General features: G+C 73.7%; 19 protein-coding genes. 8 read left to right on the plus strand and 11 right to left on the minus strand.

The window, feature by feature from the left end:
- The first annotated feature begins 357 nt into the window (after positions 1-357).
- Positions 358-1,395: a lactonase family protein gene (locus ACH5AC_RS29025; protein WP_398865146.1), complete on the plus strand. Its 1,038-nt coding sequence runs from the start codon at positions 358-360 to the stop codon at positions 1,393-1,395.
- 102 nt (positions 1,396-1,497) lie between these two features.
- Here ACH5AC_RS29025 and ACH5AC_RS29030 read toward each other — a convergent pair whose 3' ends face one another.
- From ACH5AC_RS29030 to ACH5AC_RS29050, 5 genes are all read right to left on the minus strand, one after another.
- Positions 1,498-2,418: a sirohydrochlorin chelatase gene (locus ACH5AC_RS29030; protein ID WP_398865147.1), complete on the minus strand. Its 921-nt coding sequence runs from the start codon at positions 2,416-2,418 to the stop codon at positions 1,498-1,500.
- Between the two features lie 174 nt (positions 2,419-2,592).
- The gene (locus ACH5AC_RS29035; RefSeq protein ID WP_398865148.1) at positions 2,593-3,600 is read right to left on the minus strand and encodes an N-acetylglucosamine kinase; all 1,008 of its coding nucleotides are present in this window, start codon (positions 3,598-3,600) and stop codon (positions 2,593-2,595) included.
- A complete protein-coding gene (locus ACH5AC_RS29040) occupies positions 3,597-4,274 on the minus strand; it encodes a uracil-DNA glycosylase (protein WP_398865149.1) in 678 nt (225 codons plus the stop codon). The genes ACH5AC_RS29035 and ACH5AC_RS29040 overlap by 4 nt, the downstream gene beginning before the upstream one ends.
- Positions 4,275-4,434: 160 nt before the next feature.
- Complete coding sequence (locus ACH5AC_RS29045; RefSeq protein WP_398865150.1) at positions 4,435-5,520, minus strand: WD40/YVTN/BNR-like repeat-containing protein; 1,086 nt, start codon at positions 5,518-5,520, stop codon at positions 4,435-4,437.
- A gap of 145 nt (positions 5,521-5,665) precedes the next feature.
- A complete protein-coding gene (locus tag ACH5AC_RS29050; protein ID WP_398865151.1) occupies positions 5,666-7,336 on the minus strand; it encodes an acyl-CoA dehydrogenase family protein in 1,671 nt (556 codons plus the stop codon).
- Positions 7,337-7,410: 74 nt separating this feature from the next.
- On the opposite strand from ACH5AC_RS29050, the gene ACH5AC_RS29055 reads away from it, so the two are divergent.
- Positions 7,411-8,172 carry a PaaX family transcriptional regulator C-terminal domain-containing protein gene (locus ACH5AC_RS29055; RefSeq protein WP_398865152.1) on the plus strand — a complete coding sequence of 254 codons (762 nt, stop codon included), beginning with the start codon at positions 7,411-7,413 and terminating at the stop codon, positions 8,170-8,172.
- A gap of 81 nt (positions 8,173-8,253) precedes the next feature.
- On the opposite strand, the gene ACH5AC_RS29060 is transcribed toward ACH5AC_RS29055, so the two are convergent.
- Complete coding sequence (locus ACH5AC_RS29060) at positions 8,254-9,042, minus strand: pectate lyase (RefSeq protein ID WP_398865154.1); 789 nt, start codon at positions 9,040-9,042, stop codon at positions 8,254-8,256.
- 343 nt (positions 9,043-9,385) lie between these two features.
- Here ACH5AC_RS29060 and ACH5AC_RS29065 point away from each other — a divergent pair, with 343 nt between their 5' ends.
- From ACH5AC_RS29065 to ACH5AC_RS29075, 3 genes are all read left to right on the plus strand, one after another.
- Positions 9,386-10,714: a PHB depolymerase family esterase gene (locus ACH5AC_RS29065; protein WP_398865155.1), complete on the plus strand. Its 1,329-nt coding sequence runs from the start codon at positions 9,386-9,388 to the stop codon at positions 10,712-10,714.
- Between the two features lie 77 nt (positions 10,715-10,791).
- Entirely contained in the window at positions 10,792-11,403 is a 612-nt protein-coding gene (locus ACH5AC_RS29070) for a hypothetical protein (protein WP_398865156.1), read from the plus strand.
- 8 nt (positions 11,404-11,411) lie between these two features.
- Positions 11,412-16,238 carry an HAD-IC family P-type ATPase gene (locus ACH5AC_RS29075; RefSeq protein ID WP_398865157.1) on the plus strand — a complete coding sequence of 1,609 codons (4,827 nt, stop codon included), beginning with the start codon at positions 11,412-11,414 and terminating at the stop codon, positions 16,236-16,238.
- Between the two features lie 210 nt (positions 16,239-16,448).
- Here ACH5AC_RS29075 and ACH5AC_RS29080 read toward each other — a convergent pair whose 3' ends face one another.
- Positions 16,449-17,528, minus strand: coding sequence for an NADH:flavin oxidoreductase/NADH oxidase (locus tag ACH5AC_RS29080; protein WP_398865158.1), 1,080 nt, complete (start codon positions 17,526-17,528; stop codon positions 16,449-16,451).
- A 117-nt stretch (positions 17,529-17,645) separates the two neighbouring features.
- On the opposite strand from ACH5AC_RS29080, the gene ACH5AC_RS29085 reads away from it, so the two are divergent.
- Both ACH5AC_RS29085 and ACH5AC_RS29090 read left to right on the plus strand, forming a co-directional pair.
- Complete coding sequence (locus ACH5AC_RS29085; RefSeq protein ID WP_398865159.1) at positions 17,646-17,999, plus strand: ArsR/SmtB family transcription factor; 354 nt, start codon at positions 17,646-17,648, stop codon at positions 17,997-17,999.
- A gap of 22 nt (positions 18,000-18,021) precedes the next feature.
- Positions 18,022-18,228 (plus strand): DUF6214 family protein, encoded by a 207-nt coding sequence (locus ACH5AC_RS29090; protein ID WP_398865234.1) that lies wholly within the window; start codon positions 18,022-18,024, stop codon positions 18,226-18,228.
- Here the strand turns inward: ACH5AC_RS29090 and ACH5AC_RS29095 are convergent.
- Entirely contained in the window at positions 18,131-18,775 is a 645-nt protein-coding gene (locus tag ACH5AC_RS29095) for a DUF305 domain-containing protein (protein ID WP_398865160.1), read from the minus strand. The two genes, ACH5AC_RS29090 and ACH5AC_RS29095, sit on opposite strands and share 98 nt — an antisense overlap.
- A gap of 179 nt (positions 18,776-18,954) precedes the next feature.
- Between ACH5AC_RS29095 and ACH5AC_RS29100 the strand changes: the two genes are divergently transcribed.
- Positions 18,955-20,457 (plus strand): LVIVD repeat-containing protein, encoded by a 1,503-nt coding sequence (locus tag ACH5AC_RS29100; protein ID WP_398865161.1) that lies wholly within the window; start codon positions 18,955-18,957, stop codon positions 20,455-20,457.
- On the opposite strand, the gene ACH5AC_RS29105 is transcribed toward ACH5AC_RS29100, so the two are convergent.
- From ACH5AC_RS29105 to ACH5AC_RS29115, 3 genes are all read right to left on the minus strand, one after another.
- Positions 20,445-21,116, minus strand: a complete 672-nt coding sequence (locus ACH5AC_RS29105; protein WP_398865162.1) for a TetR/AcrR family transcriptional regulator — start codon at positions 21,114-21,116, stop codon at positions 20,445-20,447. The two genes, ACH5AC_RS29100 and ACH5AC_RS29105, sit on opposite strands and share 13 nt — an antisense overlap.
- A gap of 190 nt (positions 21,117-21,306) precedes the next feature.
- On the minus strand, positions 21,307-21,996 hold the full coding sequence (locus ACH5AC_RS29110; protein ID WP_398865163.1) for an HAD family hydrolase: 690 nt from the start codon (positions 21,994-21,996) through the stop codon (positions 21,307-21,309).
- 551 nt (positions 21,997-22,547) lie between these two features.
- The gene (locus ACH5AC_RS29115) at positions 22,548-23,219 is read right to left on the minus strand and encodes a phosphatase PAP2 family protein (protein ID WP_398865164.1); all 672 of its coding nucleotides are present in this window, start codon (positions 23,217-23,219) and stop codon (positions 22,548-22,550) included.
- Between the last annotated feature and the right edge of the window lie 71 nt (positions 23,220-23,290).

The following is a 23,290-nucleotide window of genomic DNA, read 5'->3' on the forward strand; positions in this document are numbered from 1 at the left end:
CCTGATGTTCGGCGCGGCCTGATGCCGGCGGCGCTGGTGCCCGAGGTGGTGACCCGCGCTCCGCATGTGGACCGGCCGCCTGGCGGCGCGTGCGGGGTGGTTGCCGGCCCTTGCGTGGGGCGTGCCGTCCGGTGGTGCTGGTGGGAGCCTCCGCTGCGGCACCCGGACTCGGCGCCAGACGCGCGCGCGTGCGAGGCGCGCGCGTGCGCGCCTCGGTACCGGGTCCGCCGTTCGGCGGGCGAGTGGGTCCGGCCGTTCTCGCGTCGCGCCGCGTTTCGACGGCGTCTTGGTCTAGACCTTCCTTGATCAACTGCTACCGTCACCACCACGACGACGGTGACGCGAGAGGGGTCAGCGGTGGCGGACGGCGACGGCAGGCGGCGGGCGTTCATCGGGTCGTTCACGGCGGCCGGCGGTCCCGGGATCGTGACGGCGACGGTGGATCCGGACAGCGGCGGCCTGACCGTGCTGAGCATGGCGGACACCGTGCCCGACCCATCCTGCCTGGCCCTCTCGCCCGACGGAGGCATGCTCTACGCGGTCAGCGAGACGGCCGACGGCACGGTCACCGCCTACCGTGTGGACGGCGACGTACCCGAGCGGACCGGCCCGCCGGTCCCGGTCGGCGGCAGCGGCCCCACCCACCTCACCGTGCACGACGGCCACGTCCTGACCGCCAACTACGGCTCCGGCAGCGTCACCGCCGTCCCGATCCGCGCGGACGGCACGCTCGCCCGGGCCGCGTCCGCCGTGCTCACCCACACCGGCTCCGGCCCGTACACCCCACGCCAGCAGGGCCCGCACGCCCACCACGTGCTGTCCGACCCCGCCGGGCGCTGGCTGGTCAGCGTGGACCTCGGCACGGACTCGGTACGGGTGTGCACCCTGCGCGAGGGCAGGATCTCCGTGCACCGCGAGATCGCGCTGCGCCCGGGCTCCGGCCCCCGCCACCTCGCCTTCCACCCGGAGGGCACGTACGCCTACGTGGTCAACGAACTCGCGCCGACCGTCACCGTCTGCCGCTGGGACACGGTGGACGGCGCCCTGAAGCCGCTGGCCGAGACGCCGGTGCTGCCCGGTGCTCCGGCCGGGGACGCCTACCCCTCGGGGATCGCCGTGGCGCCGGACGGACGGTTCGTGTGGGTCGCGACCCGGGGCGAGGACGTGCTGTCGGTGTTCGTGGTCGCGAGCGGCGGCGAGGTGCTGCGGCTGGTCGGCACGGTGCCGTGCGGCGGCCACTGGCCGCGCGCCCTCGCCGAGTCCGGCGGCCGGCTGTACGTCGCGAACGAACGCTCCGGCGACGTCACCTGGTTCCGCCTCGACCCGGCCACCGGACTGCCCGTCCGGGACGGCTCGATCCCCGTACCGGCGGCGACCTGGGTGGTCCTCGGTTAGACGCCCGCCGCCACCGTCTCCAGACGTACGAAGGGCCCGCTCCCCGAAGGAGCGGGCCCTTTCCGTCGTACGGGCGTACCGGCATACGGCAGCGCGGGCGCGTCAGCGCACCGGCGCGCCCTGCGGCTGCGGCGCGATGCCCAGCGCCGTCGTGTACTTGGCGAGCGCGAGCTTGCCGATCGCGGGGTAGGGGCCGAGCGCCTCGGCCGCCGAGCAGCCGGCCTCCTTGGCCGCCTCCTCCAGCAGGGACGCGTCGATCTCCGGGCCGATCAGATACGGCGCCAGCGCCAGCTGCTGGGAGCCGGAGGAGCGCAGCTGCTCGGCCACGGAGGCGATCGAGCCCTCCTGGTCGAGGGCCGCGGCCATCACCGGCACGGCCAGGCGCGCGGCGAGCAGCATGCCGGTGATACCGGCGGCCTGCACGGCCTCGTCGCCGCCCACGGAGGCGAGGATGATGCCGTCGGCGGCCGTCGCCACGGTGAACAGGCGGGCGCGGTCCGCGCGGGCGAGACCGGCCTCGGAGAGCCGCACGTGCAGCGCCTCGGCGAGCAGCGGGTGGGGGCCGAGCACATCGGTGAGCTCGGCGGCCACCTTGCTGTCCATGACGGCCTGGCGGACCTGGCGCAGCAGGGCGCTGTCGGGGCCGGCGAGCAGCGGCACGACGACGGCGACGGGGCCCTCGGGCTCCTTGACGTCCAGTCCGGCGGCCACGGCCTGCTCGTAACGGGCGGTGCGCTCCTCGGCGGCGTGGGCGAGGACGGACCGCAGCGTGGGGTAGTCGGTGTCGTCCCCGTCCAGGTAACCGATGCGCGCGTCGAGACCGGGGAGCTCGGAGCGGGCGATGCTCACGATCTCCTCGGCGAGGCCGCGGGTGGCCTCACTCGGCGTGCCCGGCACCGCGAGGACGAGCGCGGGGGCGCCCTCGGGAGCCGCCACGGGCTCGGGTCGGCGGTGCCGCCCGGGCTGGCGGGGGCGCGGCATTCGTACTGGCAGGCCGGACGCGGGCCCAGTGGGGGAGCTCATGGCGCCGCATGTTACTTGTTTCCGTGGCTCTGCTGTTCGGGGAGGGTGCAGGTGAGCGGTATCCGTCCGCTTTTGTCTGATGAGTTACGTACGGATCAGAAGTGATCGGCGTGTGTTCCGGGCGACTTGTCCCTCCGAGCCCCCGAACCCCATGGAACGCCGCAACCGGTTGCCTCAATCGGCGGCCCCAACTCCCGCGTCGGCCACCACGTGCAGCAGGCACGCGTCCTCCGGCAGATCGAGCGCGCCCGTCGCGAGCGCGGTGGCCATGCGCACCGCGCCGAGCAGCGGATCCCCCTCGGCCGTCACCCGCCGCGCGTGCGGCAGCCGATGGGCCAGCTCCTCCGCCAGCGGGACGAGAAGAGGCTCGCCCAGCTGGAACAGCCCGCCGGTGAGGGCGAGGCGCGGCTCGCCCTCAGCGGGGCAGACGGCGGCCGCGGAGTCGGTCATGTGCCGGGCGGCCGAGCGCAGGATGTCCGCGGCGACCGGATCGTCCGCCGCACAGGCGGCCACCCGGGGCGTGAACGACGCCAGTACCGCGGGCCGGTCGGGAAGCGGATACAGCCGCCCGGGCAACCCGCAGACCGGCCCGAACTGCTCCTCGGCGCCGGCCAGCAGCGCGGCGGAACCGCCCGGCCGTCCGTCATGCGCGCGTACGGCGGCCTCCAGACCGGCCCGGCCGATCCAGGCGCCGCCGCCGCAGTCGCCCAGCAGATGACCCCACCCGTCGGCGCGCCGCCACTCGGCGAGGTCCGTGCCGACCGCGATCAGCCCCGTGCCCGCGGCGATCACCGCGCCCGGGCGAGGACCGAGGGCGCCCAGATACGCGGTGACGGCGTCGGCGGCGAGCGCGACCCGGCGGATGCCGAACTCCCGCGCCAGTGCCCCCGGCAGCTCGGCGCGCAGGGCGCCGCCCAGAGAGGCGAACCCGGCCGCGCCCACCACCGCGGTGACCGGCTCCGGCACACCGGCCTCGGCCGCCAACCCCCGCAGCAGGGAGCGCAGTTGCTCCATCAGGTGCCCGGGGTCGATCCCCCGTGCACCGGTGCGGACCGGCACGTCGGACGACCGGTGGGCGACCGCGCCCCGCTCCGCCGTGCCGACGGCGACCCGCAGCCCGGAGCCGCCCGAGTCCACGGCCAGGATGCCGCCGCCGCGCCCCGGCCCGGCGGGGTCGGTCACGGCAGGCGCCAGTCCACGGGCTGCCCGCCCTGCTGCATCAGCAGGTCGTTGGCCCGGCTGAACGGACGCGAGCCGAAGAAACCGCGATCGGCCGACATGGGGGAGGGGTGCGCCGACTCCACCGACGGCAGCCGGCCCAGCAGCGGACGCAGATTGCGGGCGTCCCGGCCCCACAGGATGGCAACCAGCGGCTTGCCGCGCGCGGCCAGCGCCCGAATCGCCTGCTCGGTGACCTCCTCCCAGCCCTGGCCGCGGTGCGCGCCCGGCTTGCGCGGGGCCGTGGTGAGCGCTCTGTTGAGCAGGAGCACGCCCTGCCGCGTCCACGGCGTCAGGTCCCCGTTCGACGGCTGGGGCAGCCCCAGGTCGGTGTTGAGCTCGCGGAAGATGTTGATGAGGCTGCCGGGCAGCGGCCGCACCTCGGGTGCGACCGAGAACGACAGCCCGACCGCGTGACCAGGGGTGGGGTAGGGGTCCTGCCCGACGATGAGGACGCGGACCTCGTCGAAGGGCTGCTGGAAGGCCCGCAGGACATTCGGGCCGGCCGGGAGGTAGGTGCGTCCCGCGGCGATCTCCGCGCGCAGGAAGTCGCCCATCTCCGCGATCCGCCCGGCGACGGGTTCGAGGGCCTGTGCCCAGCCCGGTTCGACGATTTCATGCAAGGGTCGTGGTGCCACGGCCGTCACCCTACTGCCGTACGCAGGGTGACGATCAACCGGTGGCCAAGGTCTGCCCCTGACGCTTCACTCACTTCCATGTCCCCCCTGATTCCTCCTCATTCCTCATTCCTTGTGCTTTGTGCTTCGTACTTCGTGCTTCCTGACTTCTGTCCCAGTCTCAGCCCACGACCGCCGCGCGTACGCACAGCACGTCCGGCAGATGGGACGCCAACTGCCGCCAGCTGTCGCCGTCGTCGGCCGAGGCGTACAACTCGCCGTTGCGATTGCCGAAGTAGACGCCCGCCGGGTCCGCGTTGTCCGTGCACAGGGCGTCGCGCAGCACCGTGCCGTAGTGGTCTCCTTGCGGCAGGCCCGCCGACAGCGGCTCCCAGTTCTTGCCCGCGTCGGCCGTGCGGAAGACCCGGCAGCGGTGCTCGGCGGGGACCCGGTCGGCGTCGGCGTTGATCGGGAAGAGATAGGCGGTGTCCCCGCGGCGGGGGTGGGTGGCGACCGCGAAGCCGAAGGTCGAGGGCAGACCGTCGCCGATGTCCGTCCACTGGACGCCCCCGTCGTCGCTGCGGTACACCCCCCAGTGGTTCTGCAGATACAGCCGGTCGGGGTTGGCCGCGTCCCGGGCCACCTTGTGCACGCATTGGCCGAACTCCGGATTCGGATCCGGCAGGAACACCGCCGAGACACCGGAGTTGGACGGTGTCCAGCTCGCCCCGCCGTCCAGGGTGCGGAACACCCCCGCCGTGGACACCGCCACCGTCACCGCCCGCGGGTCGCGGGCGTCGGTGAGGATGGTGTGCAGGCCCTCTCCGCCGCCGCCCGGCATCCACTGCGAGCGCGTCGGATGCTCCCACAGTGGGCGGACGAGTTCGAAGCTCTCGCCGCGGTCCTCCGAGCGGTACAGTGCGGCCGGCTCCGTGCCCGCGTAGACCACGTCGGGCTCGGCGGCCGACGGGTGCAGCTGCCACACCCTCTCCAGCGAAGCCCCCGTGTCCTGCGGGAACTTGACGGCCGGCTTCGGCGGCTCGGTCCAGCTGCGGCCCAGGTCGTCGGAGTGGAACACCGACGGCCCCCAGTGCGCGCTGTCGCCGCCGGCCAGCAGCCGGGGGCGCTCGCCCCGGGTGTCGATGGCGACCGAGTAGATCGCCTGTGCGTTGAAAGCCGGTTTGTCGTCGAACTCCCACACCCCATCGCGCCGACGCCCGATGAACAGGCCCTTGCGTGTGCCCACGGCGAGCAGTACCTCGGTCATGTCCGATCACCTCCGCGACGTCCTTGTCCCAGACACCGGCCAGTCTGCACCCAGCCACTGACAGTCACCCCTCGGCGCGGTGTCATCGCAGGTCACAGCGGCCTTGCCAGGGGTCAGGGCGCTCCCGGCCGCCGCGCGACGCCGGTCAGTGCGAGCCGGGCAGCGCCCTGTCCAGGACCGCGTCGAGACCGGCGCCGTCGGGGAGCGTGCCGAAGGCGTGCCCCCAGTCGCCGCCGAGGCGGCTCACGCAGAAGGCGTCGGCGACGGCCGGCGGGGCATGGCGGACCAGCAGGGACCCCTGGAGCGTGAGCGCCATGAGTTCCACCAGGCGCCGGGCGCCGGTCTCGGTCGCCGAGGACAGGGCGTCCTTCAGCCGGGTGACCGCCGCGTCCAGGCGGGCGTCCGCCCCGCGTGCCAGGGCGAGTTCGGCGAAGAGGGCGTCGGCCGTGGCGGGTTCGCGGGTCAGCGCCCGCAGTACGTCGAGGGCGTTGACGTTGCCCGAGCCCTCCCAGATCGACAGCAGCGGGGCCTCGCGGTAGTGCCGGGGCATGCCGGAGTCCTCGACGTACCCGTTGCCGCCCAGGCATTCCAGGGCCTCCGCGGTGAACGCCGGGCCCCGCTTGGTCACCCAGTACTTGCCGACGGCGGTCGCGAGGCGCCGGAACGCCCGCTCTCCCTCGTCCCCGCGCACCGCGCGGTCGGCCGCCCCGGCCAGCCTCAGGGTGAGGGTCGTGGCGGCCTCGGATTCGACGGCCAGGTCGGCCAGGACGTTGCGCATCAGAGGCTGGTGCAGCAGCCGTGCGCCGAACGCGCCGCGGTGCCGGGCGTGGTGACCGGCCTCGACGAGCGTCCTGCGCATCAGGGTCGCCGAGGACATCACACAGTCCAGGCGGGTGCAGTTGACCATCTCGATGATGGTCTTCACCCCCTGGCCCTCGGGGCCGACCAGCCAGGCCACCGTGCCGTCGAACTCGGGCTCGGAGGAGGCGTTGGAGCGGTTGCCGAGCTTGTCCTTCAGCCGCTGGATCCGGAAGGCGTTGCGGGTGCCGTCGGGCAGCACCCGCGGCACCAGGAAGCACGACAGGCCCCCGGGCGCCTGGGCCAGGACCAGGAACAGGTCGCACATCGGCGCCGAGGTGAACCACTTGTGCCCGCGCAGGGTGTACACACCGGGCTCGGCGGTCGGAGTGGCCGCGGTGGTGTTCGTCCGGACGTCCGAGCCGCCCTGCTTCTCGGTCATCCCCATGCCGGCCAGCAGCCCGCGCTTCTCGGTGGGCACACGCAGCCCCGGCTCGTACACGCGTGCGGTGAGCAGCGGCTCGTACGCCTTGGCGAGATCCGGCTGGCGGCGCAGCGCGGGCACCGCCGCGTACGTCATCGACGTGGGGCAGCCGTGACCCGCATCGGTGTGCCCCCAGACCAGGCCGCCCGCGGTCCGGGCGACATGGGCGCCGGGCCGGTCGTCCGCCCAGGGCGCCCCCGCGAGGCCCTCCTCGACGGCGACCCGCATCAGCGCGTGCCAGCTGGGGTCGAAGTCCACCTCGTCGACCCGGTGGCCGTAACGGTCGTGGGTGCGCAGCACGGGCGCGTGCCGGTTGGCCAGCTCGCCCCACTCCTGCGCCTCGGCGCTCCCCGCCCGCAGGCCGAGCCGGCGGATCCCCTCCTCGGCCCAGCCGGCCCCCTCCCGGCGCAGCCCCTCCAGCAGGGCGGCGTCCTCGGCGGCGTCGTAGGGAGCGAGCGGCGGGGGCTGGTTGGTGACGTCATGGGTGAGGTCATGGGTGGCGTGCGGCTGCGGTGACACGGATGTCGGATCCATGGCCGCAATGTTGCATCTGAGCTGCGACCGCAGCAATAGTGCAACAAGGGGAGGTGCGCGTAGGGTACCTGCTCATGCGGAGGAACCTGCCGGGAGGCGCCGTAGACGTGCGGCTGCGGCCGCTGTCCGCGCGGTCGGTCGTGTTGAGCCTGCTGCTCGGCGCGGATCCACCGGAGCTGCCGGTGAAGGACCTCGTGCGGCTGGTGGAGCCGTTCGGCATCGGCGGGTCCACGCTCCGGGCCGCGCTCAGCCGAATGGTGGCGGTCGGCGATCTGCGGCGCACGGACGGCGTCCATGGCCTCAGCGACCGGCTGCTGGAGCGCCGGCGGCGGCAGGACGACGCCGTGCACCCCCACACGCGCGCGTGGAGCGGCGACTGGGAGACCGTCGTCGTCACGGCGACGGGGCGCGGCCCCACCGAACGCGCCGACCTGCGCGCCCGACTCACCAGCCTGCGCCTCGCCGAACTCCGCGAGGGCGTCTGGCTGCGGCCGGCCAACCTCGCCCGTCCGCTCCCGACCGGGAGTCTCGCCGAGGTGGCCCGTTGCCTCACCGCCCGCCCCGAGGGGCCCGCCCGGGAACTCGCCGCCGCGCTCTGGCCGTTGGACGAGTGGGCTGCCACCGCCCGCGCCCTGCTCGACCACACCGCCCGCGCGGCCACCCCCGCCGACCGCTTCACCGCCTTCGCCGCCGTCGTACGCCATCTGCTCGCCGACCCGGTGCTCCCGCCCGACCTGCTGCCCGCCGACTGGCCCGGCCCCGGCCTGCGGGCCGCCTACACGGCGTACCAGGCGGAGGTGATGCGGGCCGTGCGGTCGCCGGAGGTCCGGGCATGACGGAGCGGCCGTACGAAGCGCCGTGCGGGGACGCTTCGGACGGCCGCGCTCATCGGGAGCCGATCGGCTCGCTGGAGCCGCTCAGCGGTAGGTGATGTCCGAGCTGGAGTACAGGCAGTTGGTGCTGTCGGGGCCGACCCCCGCCGCCGTGTTGTTGTTGTACTTCTGGCAGGGGATGACCTTGCGGCTCGCGTCGTTGCGGATCGTGATGTTCCGCAGCGTCGCCACGTCGTTGCGGTTGACGTTGATGCCGACGAGTCGGGCGGTGGAGCCCGTACCGGTCACCTCGATGGTGTTGAGGTTGACCTTGCGGGTGTACTGCGTGGAGCAGTCGCCGCAGGAGCGGTACAGCGTCTTGAACTCCTGGACGGCGAAGTTGGAGATGTTCACCGTGCCGCCGCCGTTGTGCTGGAAGACCTTGTCGGCGGCCTTCTTGGCGCCGCCGCCGACGACGTGGTACGTCGCGCCGCTGCCGCCCTTGAAGGTGGCCGCGTCCTCGCCGACGTCTTCCCACCAGACGTTCTGCAGGGTGCAGCTGCCCAGGCAGTGGATGCCGTCGGCGCCGGGCGCCCCGATGATGACGTTCTTCAGCGTCACGCCGTTGGCGAGCGTCAGGATCGGCTGCTGGTTCTCGGCCTGGTCCCCGGTGCCCAGGGCGCCGCTGCCGTACAGGCGCAGCATCCCGTAGTCCCTGGAGCTGGTCAGGTGGATGGTCGAGGTGACCGGCTGGCTGCCGGAGGCGGACGGCCAGGTGGCGGCGCCCGCCGGACCCGCCCCGGTGGTCATGATCATGCCAACCGAGAGCCCGAGGGTGGTCAGCGCCCCGGTCAGTGCGCGCCTGCGGGCGCGCGGTCGCGTCGCAGAGGTCATGTCCCGTGTCCTTCTGTTGTGAGGGGTGTGCACGCGTACGCATGTCGGACAGATATCTGAACAGCGTCCATGAATCCAACCGAAATGCGCCGTGTCAGTGTGACCTTCTGGGGAAGTGTGAGGCGGCTCGGTCACACTGCTGAACGGAACGTAGGGGGCAAGCGCTTTCTAGTCAACGCTTTGCGCAGAACGTGTTTCCTTCGCGCAGCAGCGGTAAGTGCTTGCTGTCCGGAGAGCGTGGGAGCGCTTCCATGCGGGGCATGTGCATGCCACCATCGACGACGGACGCACTCCTTCCAGCGCACGCATCCACCCGCACCGCCGACCCGGAAGGTGGCAGCCCATGCCCCCCACGCACCCCGCGAGGAGACCGCTGCGTTCGGTGCTCCTGGCGCTCTTCGCCGCGCTCGTACCCCTGCTCGCGGCCACTGTCCTGACCGCACCCGCCGCCTCCGCCCGCACCGAGGCGGCAGACGCGGCCGACGCGGTCCCCACCGCGACCCTCACCGAGGTCACCGACTTCGGCGCCAACCCCAGCAGCCTGCGGATGTACGTGTACGTCCCGGCGAGCGTCACCGCCCGCCCGGCCGTTCTGGTCGCCGTGCACTGGTGCACCGGCTCCGGCCCGGACATGTACAACGGCACGGAGTACGACACGCTGGCCGACCGGTACGGCTACATCGTGATCTACCCGTCCGTCACCCGCAGCAGCAAGTGCTTCGACGTCTCCTCGCCGCAGGCACTCAGGCGCGACGGCGGCAGCGACCCCGTGGGCATCAAGTCGATGATCGACTGGGTGACCCGCACCTACTCCGCCGACACCAGCCGCGTCTACGCCACCGGCATCTCCTCCGGCGCGATGATGACCAACGTACTGCTGGGCGACTACCCCGACGTCTTCGCGGCGGGCGCCGCCTTCGCCGGGGTCCCCTTCGGCTGCTTCGCCACCATCGACGGCTCCGAATGGAACAGCACCTGCTCCAGCGGCAACATGATCCGCACCGCGCAGCAGTGGGGCGACACGGTCCGCGCCGCGTACCCCGGTTACACCGGCCCCCGGCCCCGTATGCAGGTGTGGCACGGCACCGAGGACGACGCCCTGCGCTACCCCAACTTCGGGGAGCAGATCAAGCAGTGGACGAACGTCCACGGCCTCGGCCAGACCCCGGCCGCCACCGACTCGCCCCAGTCCGGCTGGACCCGCACCCGCTACGGCGGCACCGGTGACCGGGCCCCCGTGGAGGCGATCAGCCTCCAGGGCGTCGGCCACAACCTCTACGGCCAGGGCATGGCGGCCCGCGTCCTCACCTTCTTCGGCCTCGACGGCGACGGACCCGCGCCCCAGCCCCAGCCGGGCGGCTGCCGGGTGAGGGTCACCACCAACGCCTGGAACACGGGCCTCACCGCATCCGTGACCGTCACCAACACCGGCACCACCCCGATCAACGGCTGGCAGTTGGGCTTCACCCTGCCCGCCGGCCAGACGATCACCAACGGCTGGGGCGCCACCTACACACCGGCCACCGGGGCGGTGACCGCGGCGAACGTGTCGTACAACGCGACGATCGCGCCCGGCGCCGGGGTGTCGATCGGCTACCAGGCGAGCCATACGGGCAACAGCGCGGCGCCCTCGGGCTTCACCCTCGACGGGGTCGCCTGCGCGGTGGGCTGATCGGGCCTTTTCGGCGGCGCGATCCCGGGAACCCGGCAGTTCTGAAGACGGGGACTGCTCGGGAGGCGAGAAGAGTCATGGCACGGCAAGCGTCGTCCCCCACCCTGCCCAACCCCGTGCGCGGCACGGTCTCCGCCCTGCGCCGGATTCCCGGCGCGGGCGTCGTGGGCAGGGTGGCCGAGGGAACGCTGGACACGGTCGGAAGTGTGTCGCCGCGAGGGCGGCGGCTGGCGGTCTACACGGGCGCCGGCCTGCTCGGCGTCGCGGGCGTCGTCGAGTGGCCGGTCGCGGTCACCGGAGCGGCCGTGGCCTGGCTGACCCAGCCACGGCCGGGCGAGCGCGACGGCCACGAGAAGACCGACGGGACGGCGACCTCCGGCACCCGGAAGTCGGACACGACGGCCACCTCACGGCCGGCGGACCGGTCGTCCGGTGCGAAGGCGTCCGGTACGAAGAGGTCCGCTACCAAGTCGTCCGGTACGAAGGCGTCCAGCGCGAAGTCGTCCGGTACGAAGAGGCCCTCAGGGGCCGGTAAGTCGTCCGGCACGAGTAAGCCGTCCGGCGGCAGGAAGTCGCCCAGTGCCGGCAAGGCGTCGGGCGCCGCCAAGTCGGCCACCCGTAAGGCGGCCACCAGTAAGTCCACCAGCGGCAAGTCCGCCACGGGCGGCCGGTCCTCGGCATCGCGGTGAGGTCGGCCATGGCAACGGGACCGCTGTCCGCTGTCTCAGCGGCCGCGGCGGGCTTCGTGCTCGCCGGGCCGCGGCTGCTGGCGCGCGGAGCCGCACCCGCCGTCGGACTGGCCGCCGGCGCGGTGGCCGGCGGCGCCCGGGGCGCGGTGCGCACCGTCGACGCCGCGGCCCGAGTCGGCCGTGTCGCCCGCGCCGCCCTGCCGGGTGGCGGACACGACTGGCGCTCCGGCCCGCGCGCTCACCTGGCGCTGCGGCCCATCGAGCCGGACCGGGTGCGGCGGGCGGGCGGCAGGGAGGCGGCCGCCCGCCGGGTGGCCGCCGCGCTGGCCCGGCATCCCGAGGTGCTGTACGCCTACTGGGACGGCGGGCTGGCCCGGCTGGTGGTGTCCGCGACCGAGGACGCGGTGACCGAACGGGTGCTCGGCAAGGCCGCCGAAGCCGCCGAACGTCATGGCCTCGGACCGTTCGACGGGCGCGCCGAGGAGACCCCCGACGAGCCCACACACCCCGGCGACCCTCGCGACGTACGGACGGCGGCGGGCGCCCTGCTGGCCGATGTGGCGGGCACCGCGGCCGCGGTCACCGGTTCGGCGCTACGACTGCCGCCGTCGCCCCGGTTCGTGACCGCGGGCGTGACGATGCTGCGGGAGAACCCACGCTTCCGGGCCTGGCTACGGGCCCGCCTCGGCCGCTCCCGCCGTGACCTGCTGCTGACCGCCGCCAACGCCGCCGCGCACGGCGCCGGGCAGACACCGACCGGCCTGGTGCTCGACGGGACGCTGCGCGCCTGCGAGCTGGCGGAGGCGCTGGCCCGCGGCGCCGCCTTCGACACGCTCCACGACCGGCTGTGCGCGCCCGACCGCGCCTGCCCGACGGCCGCCGGGCGCGCACGGCCGCCGCTGCGTACGACCCCGGCCGAGGGGTACGCCAACTCGGCCGAGGCCGGCGGGGTGTTGGGGGCGGCCGCCGCGCTGCTGGTCAAACACGACACGCGGGAGGCGGCCGAGGCGGTGCTCGCGGGGTCGCCGAAGGCCGCGCGCTATGGGCCCGCCGCCTTCAACGCCGTCCTGGGCTGTGCGCTGGCACGGTCGGGGGTGCTGGTGCGCGACACGGACCGGCTGCGCCGGCTGGAGACCGCGGACACGCTCGTCCTGCATCCGAGCGCGCTGCGGGCGCCGGGCGGGGGAGCCGACCCCTGGATCGAGGCCGTCCTGGACGCCGCGCGGCGGGCCCGGCTGCGGGTCGTGGTGATGGACGACCCGGCACTGGAGGACTTCGTCTCCCTCGCCGACCACGTCCTGCCGGCCGACCGCCCGCTCGCCGAGGTGGTCACCACGATGCGCGAACGGACCGGCGGCGTCATCGCGGTGGCCCGGCCGGGCTCCGCTGCCGGGACCGCTCCGGCTTCCGCACAGCCCATGTCCGGCGCCGCCGACGCGGCGAACGACTCCCAGCCCGACACCGGTGCCGATGCCCGGCCCGGCCCGGCCTCGGCCGATACCACGGACGCCGGAGGTTCCCCGGCCGGCCCTGCCGATGGTGCCGATGCCCGTTCCGCCCCGGCCCCGTCGGGCAGGCCCGAGTCCTCCGACGCGGGATCCGCACCGGCCCTGGGCGGCCCGGCGGATGAGGGGTTCGGTTCGCGGGTGGTTCATGGCACCGACGTCGGCTCGGCCCTGGCCGAGACACCTGAGCCCTCGGGCGCGCGGCCCGCACCGGCCCCGGTCGACCCGGCAGACGACGGGTTCGGTTCGCGGGTGGTTCATGGCACCGATGCCCGCTCGGCCCCGGCCGAGACGTCCGAGCCCTCGGGCGTGGGGTCCGCACCGGCCCCCACCGACGCACCCGAACTCCCGGGTGAGGGGTCCGCACCGCTCCCGGGCGGCACGATCGGTGTCGGCTCCGATGAGGATCTGCGGGCCGGGCTCGCCGCCGCCGATCTGGCCGTCGCGCTCGCTGACGGGGGTGGGCCCGTCGTGTGGGCGGCGGATGTCGTCGCGCCGCATGGGCTGGCCGATCTGTGGCGGCTGCTCGTGGCGGTGCCCGCTGGGCGGACCGTGGGGCGGCGATCGCAGACGCTGGCCCGGTCCGGTGCCGCGCTGTCCGGGCTCCTGGTGGCCGTCGGTGAGTCGCGGCAGGGCGGCAGGCGGGGCGCGCTGCCCGGACTGCGGCACGCGCCGGTCGACGCCGCCGCCGCGGCCGCCCTGCTCAGCGGAGGCCGTGCGGCCCTCGGGGTGGCGCTGGCCCGGACGCCGCATCCGCGGGCCCGGGTCGCCTGGCACGCCCTGCGGCCGAAGGAGGTCCAGCACCGGCTCGCCCACTTGGAGCAGGAGGAGCATCCGGGCACCCTGGACGAGGCGGCCGCCCGTGCGCACGCGGCGATGGACACGGCCGCCAGGGTCCCGGCGCTGGCCCCCGCCCGCTGGGGTGTACGGCTGGCCCGGGCCGTGCGCAGCGAACTGGACGATCCGCTCACCCCGGTCCTGGTGGTCGGCTCGGCCGCCTCGGCGATCCTCGGCTCGGTCGTGGACGCCCTGCTCGTGGTCGGCGCCCTGGACCTCAACGCGCTGGTCGGCGGCGTCCAGCGGCTGCGGGCCGAGCGCGCGCTGGCCGGACTGCGTGAGCGGCACCAGCAGAAGGCGCGCATCGGCACCGAGGACTCCCCGGACGGACCGCACACCGTGGACGCCGCCGAGCTCTCGCCCGGCGACGTGATCACGCTCCAGGCCGACGACGTCGTACCGGCCGACGCCCGGCTGCTGTGGCAGGACGGTCTGGAGGTGGACGAGTCCGCGCTGACCGGCGAGTCGCTGCCCGTCGACAAGGAGGTGCGCCCGACCCCGCACGCCCCGGTGGCCGACCGCCGCTGCATGGTCTTCGAGGGCACGACGGTGGTCGCCGGACACGCCCGCGCCGTCGTCGTGGAGACCGGCGACCGCACCGAGGCGGCCCGTGCGGTCTCCCTCGCCGCCCGCACGCCCCCGTCCGCCGGTGTCCAGGCCCGGCTGCGTGAACTCACCCAGAAAGCCCTGCCGTTGACCCTGGCCGGCGGCGCCGCGGTCACGGGACTCGCGCTGCTGCGCGGCACCCCTATACGGCAGGCCGTGAGCGGCGGCGTGGCGGTGGCCGTGGCCGCTGTCCCCGAGGGGCTGCCGCTGGTGGCCACGGTGGCGCAGCTGGCCGCCGCCCGCAGACTGAGCCGCAGCGGAGTGCTGGTGCGCGCGCCGCGCACGCTGGAGGCGCTCGGCCGGATGGACACCGTCTGCTTCGACAAGACGGGGACCCTGACCGAGAACCGGCTGCGCCTGGTCCGGGTGGCCGACGCCGCCGGCACCGGGCACCGGCCGGACGACACGGCGGGCGCGGCCGTCGTACGGACCGCGGCCCGAGCCTGCCCCCGCCTGAACGGCGGCCCCGAACGCCCCGCGCACGCCACGGACGAGGCGGTGCTGGACGCGGCGGGGGAGGACCCGCACTGGACCCAGGCCGAGGGCCTGCCCTTCGAGGCGGCGCGCGGTTACGCGGCCGCGGTGGGGCGGGTGTCCGGCGACAGCGACAGCGACGCCGGCCGCTGGCTCGTCGTCAAGGGCGCGCCCGAGACGATCCTGCCCGCCTGCGCCGGACTGCCCGGCTCCGCCGCCGACGCCGCTTCCTCGCTGGCCCGCGACGGGCTGCGCGTCCTGGCCGTCGCCCGGCGTCGGCTGCCGGAGGCGGAGGGCGAGACGGAGGTGCTCGAACAGCCGCTGGAGGAGCTGGAGTTCACGGGCCTGCTGGCGCTGGCCGACGTACCGCGCGGGACGTCCACCGAACTGGTGCGCGGCCTGCGCGAGGACGGCGTACGACCGGTGATGCTGACCGGCGACCACCCGCAGACGGCACGCTCGATCGCCGTCGAACTGGGCTGGCCCGAGGACACTTCCGTGGTCACCGGCGACGAACTGGCCGCCGCCGACCGGTCCGAGCGGGCCCGGCTGCTGCGCGACGCCGGTGTGGTCGCCCGGGTCGCGCCCGAGCAGAAGCTCCAGGTCGTGGAGGCGCTGCGGGACGCGGGCCGGGTGGTCGGCATGGTCGGGGACGGCGCCAACGACGCGGCGGCGATCCGGGCCGCGGACATCGGCGTCGGCCTGAGCACCCGGGGCTCGGCGGCCGCCCGCAACGCCGCGGACGTCGTGCTCACCGGCGACGACCTCAGGGTGCTGATCGAGGCGATCGACGAGGGCCGCGCCCTGTGGCGCAGCGTCGCCGACGCCATCGTCATCCTAATCGGCGGCAACGCGGGCGAGGTCGGCTTCGGCATGGTCGGCACTCTGCTGGGGCGGGCCGCGCCGCTGTCCACCCGGCAGATGCTGCTGGTGAACCTGTTCACGGACCTGTTCCCGGCGATGGCCGTCACGGTCACCCCGAAGCAGCCGGAGCCCGGCGAGGCGGCGTCCGGCCCGCTCGGCACCTCACTGCTGGGCGCACCGCTGATCGAACGGATCCGGCACCGGGCCTTGACCACCTGCCTGGGCGCGGTGACGGCCTGGCTGATCGGCCGCTTCACCCCGGGTACCGCCCGCCGGTCCACCACGATGGCACTGTGCGCGCTGGTCGGCACCCAGCTCGCGCAGACGCTGACCGACCGCCGGGACAGCCCTCTGGTCCGCGCCACCGCGCTCGGCTCCGCCGCCGTGCTCGCCCTGCTGGTGCAGACCCCGGGAGCGAGCCAGGCGTTCGGCTGCACCCCGCTCGGCCCGCTCGCCTGGGCCGGCGTGGCGGCGGCGATCGCCCTGGCCGTGACGGGCCAGCGCGCCCTGCCCCGCCTGGAGCAGACGATCGTACGACTGGCCCGGTGACGGGCACCGCGGACGACCGTACGCCCGACTGGCGACTGGCGACTGGCGACTGGCGACTGGCGACTGGCGACTGGCGACCGGCGACCGGCGACCGGACGGCCGTGGGGCCGGGGCGGCAAGGCGGTCCTGGGCCCCACCCGGGGACGGCGGCGTCGTACGACCGTCCCGTGGCGGTGGCCGTGTTGCCGTCAGGCGGCCCACAGGGCGGACTCAGACGGCCCGCAGGTACTGCTCGGGCACGCGCGTGTCCGCGCCCAGTGCACGGGCCGCCTGGCGGGCCCAGGACGGGTTGCGCAGCAGCTCGCGGCCGAGCAGTACCGCGTCCGCCTCGCCGTTGGCGACGATCTTCTCGGCCTGCTCGACCTCGGTGATGAGCCCGACCGCGGCGACAGGCAGCGGGCTCTCCGCCCTGACCCGCGCGGCGAAGGGCACCTGGTAGCCGGGAACGGTCGGGATGCGTACCCCGGAGGCGTTGCCGCCGGTCGACACGTCCAGGAGGTCGACGCCGTGCGCGTGCAGGTCGGCGGCGAGGCGGACGGTGTCGTCGGGCGTCCAGCCGCCCTCCGGCAGCCAGTCGGTGGCGGACACCCGGAAGAACAGCGGCTTGTCCTCGGGCCACACCGCCCGCACCGCGTCCACGACCTCCAGGGCGAGACGTGTGCGGTTCTCGTACGAGCCGCCGTACGCGTCCGTGCGGTGGTTGGAGTGCGGGGAGAGGAACTCGTGGATCAGATAGCCGTGGGCGCCGTGGATCTCGACCGCCTCGAAGCCGGCGGCGAGCGCACGCCGGGCGCCGTCCGTGAACCGTCCGACGACCTCGGCGATCTGATCGATGGTCAGCTCGTCCGGCGTCGCGTGCCGCTCGTCGAAGGCGACCGGGCTCGGTGCGACGGGCTGCCAGCCGCCCGCCTCGGCGCCGAGGGGTGCGCCGCCCTTCCAGGGCCGGTCGGTCGATGCCTTGCGCCCCGCGTGGGCGAGTTGGAGTACCGGAGTGGTGCCCTGCGCCGCGAGGAAGCCGGTGATGCGGCGGAACGCCTCGGTCTGGGTGTCGTTCCACAGACCCAGGTCGTAGGGCGAGATCCGCCCCTCGGGGGTGACGGCGGTGGCCTCGACGACGATGAGGCCGGTGCCGCCGGTCGCCCGGGCCGCGTAGTGCGCGAAGTGCCAGTCGGTCGGGGTGCCGGCCAGCGGCCCGTCGGGGGCGGCCGAGTACTGGCACATGGGCGGCATCCACACCCGGTTCGGGATCGTCAGATCGCGCAGGGTCCAGGGCTCGAAGAGCGCACTCACGGCGGACTCCATTCGTCACGGTGCCGGTGTCGGCTCGTACGATAGGCAACGTAGTACGCTGAATGTCAAACTACGAGGGTGCTCGTACAATGGAGGCCCCGAGGAACTGGAGTCACCGTGACCGCCCCCGCCGTCAGCAGCCGTGACCTTCCGCATCCGCAGCGTGAGGAGATCCGGCTGGAGTCCGTGCTGCACGCGCTCTCCGACCCGATGCGGCTGCGGATCGTACGAGAGCTCGCCGTCGGCGGCGACGAGCTGAGCTGTTCGCAGTTCGCCCTCCCGGTCACCAAGTCGACCACCACGCACCACTTCCGGGTGCTGCGTGAGGCCGGGGTGATCCGCCAGATCTACCGGGGCACCGCCAAGATGAACGGCCTGCGCAAGGACGACCTGGACGCCCTCTTCCCCGGACTTCTCGACGGCGTCCTGTCCGCCGCCGACCACCAGGCCGTCCGGCTCGGGGACGGCTGAGCGCCCCTGCCCCTTCGAGTGCCTGGTCGCGCAGGAGTACCGCGCGGGGCAGGAAGAGGGCGTGGACCCCGTTCTCGCGGTGATCTACGCCACCGGGTACAGCCGTCGCGCGCCACGCCACCCTCACCCGCTCACCGCAACTGCCGCATCCGCTCGATCTCGCTGGTCTGCTGGGCGACCACGTCGTCGGCCATCTCCTCGATCAGCGTGTTGTTGCCCTGGCCCTTGACGTCCGTGGCCATGGTGATCGCCCCCTGGTGATGGGTGATCATCAAGCTCAGGAACAGCTCGTCGAAGGCCGCACCACGCGCCGCGCGCAACTTGGCGAGCTGTGCCTCGGTCGCCATGCCGGGCATCGTGGCGTGCTGCTCGTGCCCCCCGCCCGTCTCGGGTTCGCCATGTGTCGTCAGCCAGCTGCGCATGGCCTCGATCTCGGGTCCCTGGGCGGCGCTGATCCGCGCCGCGAGGCGTTTGACGTCGCCCGACCCGGCCTGAGCCGGGGCGAGTTCGGTCATCTCCAGGGCCTGCCGGTGGTGCGTGATCATCATCCGGGCGTATGTCACGTCCGCCCCGTTGGGTGTGTCGTCGTCCGCCCGCTGCTGCTCCGCCTCCTCGGCGGACAGGGTCCGGTTGGCCTCGCCCGGCGCGCCCGGCACGATCACCGAGGGCCCGGTCGTGCCCTTCGGTCCGGCATCGGCGTCCGTGTCGCAGCCCACCAGGGCGAGTACGCCCAGTGCGGCGGCGGTGGTGACGAGGGGCGCACGGCGGAAGAGCACAACGACCTCCTACGGCAGGCGAACTGAGTGACTCCCAACAACCCTGCCCGATCGGGGACATGACTGATCGAAAAGTTGTGTGACGAAGCTGTTGCCCCCTGTTGATCTGAGCATGACTAAGACAATACTTCGGAGGACCGTGCACCGTTCCCGAGCGAACGGCAACGAGGGAGGACACAGTGACCCTGTTGAACGATCTCCGCACACGGCACAGACGACTGGGAGTCGCGGCGACCGCCGTCGGTCTCCTGGCCGCCCTGCTGACCGCGGCCCCCGCGACCGCCACCCCGGACCCCGGCGACGCGCCGGCCGCCGAGCAGGACGTGTCGACCAGCGCACAGGCCCGCACCGCCGAGGCGATCGCTGCGGGCGAGATCCCCGGCCAGGACGAGATCGTCCACTCCGCCAACGTCGAACACCTCGTCAACATCCCCAAGGACGCCCTCGGCGGCACCAACTCGGACCTCGCCTTCCAGGGCAGGTACGCCTTCGCCGGCAACTACGACGGCTTCCGCATCTTCGACATCAGCAACCCCCGCGCGCCCAAGACGGTCGCCCAGGTGCTGTGCCCCGGCGCGCAGAACGACATCTCCGTCTCCGGCAACCTGCTCTTCCTCTCCACCGACTCCTCACGCAGCGACAGCAGTTGCAACAGCACCACCCAGCCCGCGACCGACAAGTCCTCCTGGGAGGGCATGAAGATCTTCGACATCAGCGACAAGGCGAACCCCAGGTACGTCGCCGCCGTCGAGACCGCCTGCGGCTCGCACACCCACACGCTGCTGCCGAAGCGCGACAACGTCTACATCTACGTCTCCTCGTACTCGCCCAACGCCGCGTACCCCGACTGCCAGCCGCCGCACGACGGCATCTCCGTCATCAAGGTGCCGCGCAAGGCCCCGCAGAAGGCGGCCGTGGTGGGCTTCCCCGTGCTCTTCCCCGGTGAGGGCCCGGACGGCGGCGGCAACCCCGGCGCGCCCACCAATCCGGGCGTGTCCAAGACCACCGGCTGCCACGACATCACGGTGCTCCCGGAGCAGAACCTCGCCGCGGGCGCCTGCATGGGCGACGGCATCCTGTTCTCCATCAAGGACCCCGAGCGCCCGAAGGTCATCGACCAGGTCCAGGACAACGTCAACTTCGCCTTCTGGCACTCGGCGACCTTCAACCAGAAGGCCAACAAGGTCGTGTTCACCGATGAGTTGGGCGGTGGCGGCGCCGCCACCTGCAACGCGGCCATCGGCCCGAACCGCGGCGCCGACGGCATCTACGACATCGTCGGCAAGGGCGACCACCGCAAGCTGGTCTTCCGCAGCTACTACAAGATCCCGCGCCACCAGGCCGACACCGAGAACTGCGTCGCCCACAACGGCTCGCTGATCCCGGTCAAGGGCCGCGACATCATGGTCCAGGGCTGGTACCAGGGCGGCGTCTCCGTCTGGGAGTTCACCGACTCCGCCCGCCCGAAGGAGATCGCCTACTTCGAGCGTGGCCCGCTCAACACCGAGCGGCTCAGCAGCGGCGGCTCCTGGTCGGCGTACTACTACAACGGCTACATCTACTCCAACGACATGGCCAAGGGCTTCGACGTCCTGAAGCTGACCGACCGCCGCACGGACCCGGCGCAGCGCGTACGCCTGTCCGAGCTCAACGTCCAGACGCAGCCGAACTACTTCCGCTGACCCCGCGGCCCGTCCGTCGCGAAGAACCGTGACGGATCGGTCCCGTACGTCCCGCCGGGCGCCTCGGTGTCCGGCGGGACCCCCTGCGCCCAGTCCAGCCGGTAGCGCCGGAACAGCTCCGCGCGCAGTGTCGTGATCGGCATCGGCACATTGGGCAGGACCATCGCGTAGACCGAGCCCATGAGCAGGGAGCGCAGCATCGGATAGTCGGCGTCCACGTCGCGTGAGCCGTGCCGCGCCACGGTGTCGCGCAGCAGTTCGGCCAGCCGCTGCTGTTCCGGGCACCGCACGAAGCCCTCGGTGTCCAGCAGCCCCGCCATGTGCTGGCGCATCAGCACCGGGTGGTCCCGGGCCAGCCCCAGCACCGCGTCGATGGCCCGCGCCATCCGCTCGCCGCCGTCCTCGGTGCGCGGCTCCCGCTCCAGCGCCTCCTCCAGCGTGCGGTGCATCAGACGGTGCACGGCCGACTGCACGAGCTGGCGTTTGCCGGGGAAGTAGTACGACACCAGTCCGCGCGCCGAGCCCGCCCGGTCCGCGATGTCACCCAAGGTCGTGGCCTCGTAGCCACGCTCGCCGACCAGTTCAAGCGCCGCCTGCAGGAGCCGCTCCCGGGAACGGCGCCGCAATTCCTCATTGACCGAAGCGCTGCGCGGGGACATCCTGGACTCCTGCGTTGACTGGCTGCCAGCCAACTATACTCAACGCGTTCCGGCCGACCCCTTGCGGGCCCGGCCGGGCTTCCGTCCGTCTCGGGCGACGCGGGGGATCGTCCGAGACGGACGCATGTTCGTCCCAGAGGTCCGCCAAGAAAGCCCCTCAACGGGGCGCGCCGCCGAACCGGATCGCCGTTCAGTCCACCAGATCCAGCACCGGCCGCAGGCCGTCAGGGCGGTCCGCCGCCGGCAGATGGTCCACGAAGTGCACCGCGCAGCCCAGCGCCGCCGCGCCACCGTCCGCGCGCCGGTCGTCGCCCACCATCAGCGTCTGCCGCGGGTCGCTGCCGAGCGCCTCGCAGGCCGCCGCGAACAGCCGCGGGTGCGGCTTCTGGACGCCGTGCTCGTACGACAGCACATAGGCGTCGACGTACCGGTCGAGGCCGTGCGCGCGGAACACCGGGCGCAGATCCCAGCCGATGTTGCTGACCACGCCCACGCCGATCCCGCGCTCCCGCAGCGCGCCCAGTACGTCCAGGGCGTCGGGGTACGCGGTCCAGGCGGCCGGCGCCATGTGCCGGTCGTACAGCGCGTCGTACAGGGACGGATCCGGCAGCGGCACACGGCGGGCGAGCCCGGTGTAGGCAGCCCGATGCAGCTCGGCGCTCCGGTCCCGGGTGCGCCACAGCTCGGCCAGCTCATCCGGCACGCGCACCGGTGCGGCGCCGCCGGGCAGCGCCCCGGCCTCCTCCAGGGCCCGCGCCGTGGCGGCGACCTCGGCCTCCGGGAGCGTACGGCCGGTGTCGGCCAGGGCCGTGCGCAGCCAGGACTCGCTGGACTCGATACGGAAGAGGGTGCCGGAGAAGTCGAACAGGACGCTCACCATGGGCCCGATGCTAGGGCCTGTCCGGCGGATCATGTCGGCGTCGCGGGCTCTGGCACGTGCAGCTGCCGCGTGGTCGTCGGCTGCCCACTCCCCACGCTCGGCTTCACGCGGGTGGGGGGACCACCATCGCGTCGACGCCCTCCTCCGCCTTGCATCTGCACGCACCAGAGCCCGCTCGGTAGAGCGCGGTCGCACAGCACGCACACGAAGACGCCCTCACGCGCCACGTTGCGCTTCTCGCACCCCTCGCACCGCCGGAACACCAGCGCGTGCGTGAAGCCGCCGGGCCGGCCGGTCCGGAGCGTCCGCGAGCGCCGGCCAGCACTCGGGGTCCGGGCGTGGCCGGTGGACTGGTTGCTCACCTCGGCCACGGCCCAGCCGCCGGTCGTACGGCAGAAGGAGACCTGCCCGGCCGCCAGGACGTCACCGCCGCCCGCACAGGCCACATGCGCGCTGCGCCGGGCGGCGAGCGGAGCAGCCCGTCCGGGTCGACGACCTAGGTGAGGACCGCAGGAGGTCCGACGGGCCCACAGAGCGGTAGCGCCGCCCGTTCAGGGCCGCCACCGCTGGTGTGCGGCCACCGCCAGGGCGACCAGGGCCCCGCCGAGGATCCAGCCGCCGAGGACGTCCGTGGGCCAGTGGACGCCCAGCCAGATCCGGGTCAGGCCGACGCCCACCACCGAGACCGCCGCCACCGTCACCGCCGTACGCCACAGGGTGCGGCCCGCGCCGTGGCGGTGCAGGAGCCACAGCAGCAGGCCGCAGACCACCATGGCGGTCATGGCGTGGCCGGAGGGGAAGGCGGCGTAGTGGGCGGAGTCGACGGGGTCGGGCCACACCGGGCGGGCGCGGTCGACCGCGGCCTTCAGGCCCTGCCCCAGCAGGGTCCCCGACCAGGTGACCGCCGTCAGCCAGCCCGCCGTCCACCATGCCGCCCGCCGCCACACCAGCCACACCGCCACCGCCGCGCTGAGCAGTCGCATGGTGACCGGGTCCCAGACCCAGTCCGTGAGGATCCGGCAGGCATGGGTGAGACCGGGCGCGTCGACGGCCCACCGGTGGGTGGTGCGGCTGATGTCGCCGTCGACCGAGACCAGCGGGTGCCAGGCCACCGCCACCAGGGCGAGCAGCAGCACGGAGCACACGCCGAGGAGCGTCGCGGCGCGGACGGCGGTGCGGTGGCCGGTCGGTCGGGGCGGGGCGTCGACGGTCGCGGTGTGCATAGTGTGATCCTCGCCGACTCATGGGGTACGAGGCCACCGTACGACCACACCCGTGCCGCCGGCCCGCCCTG

This window comes from Streptomyces sp. NPDC018693, from assembly GCF_044391385.1.
In the GTDB taxonomy this organism is placed as follows: Bacteria; Actinomycetota; Actinomycetes; order Streptomycetales; family Streptomycetaceae; genus Streptomyces.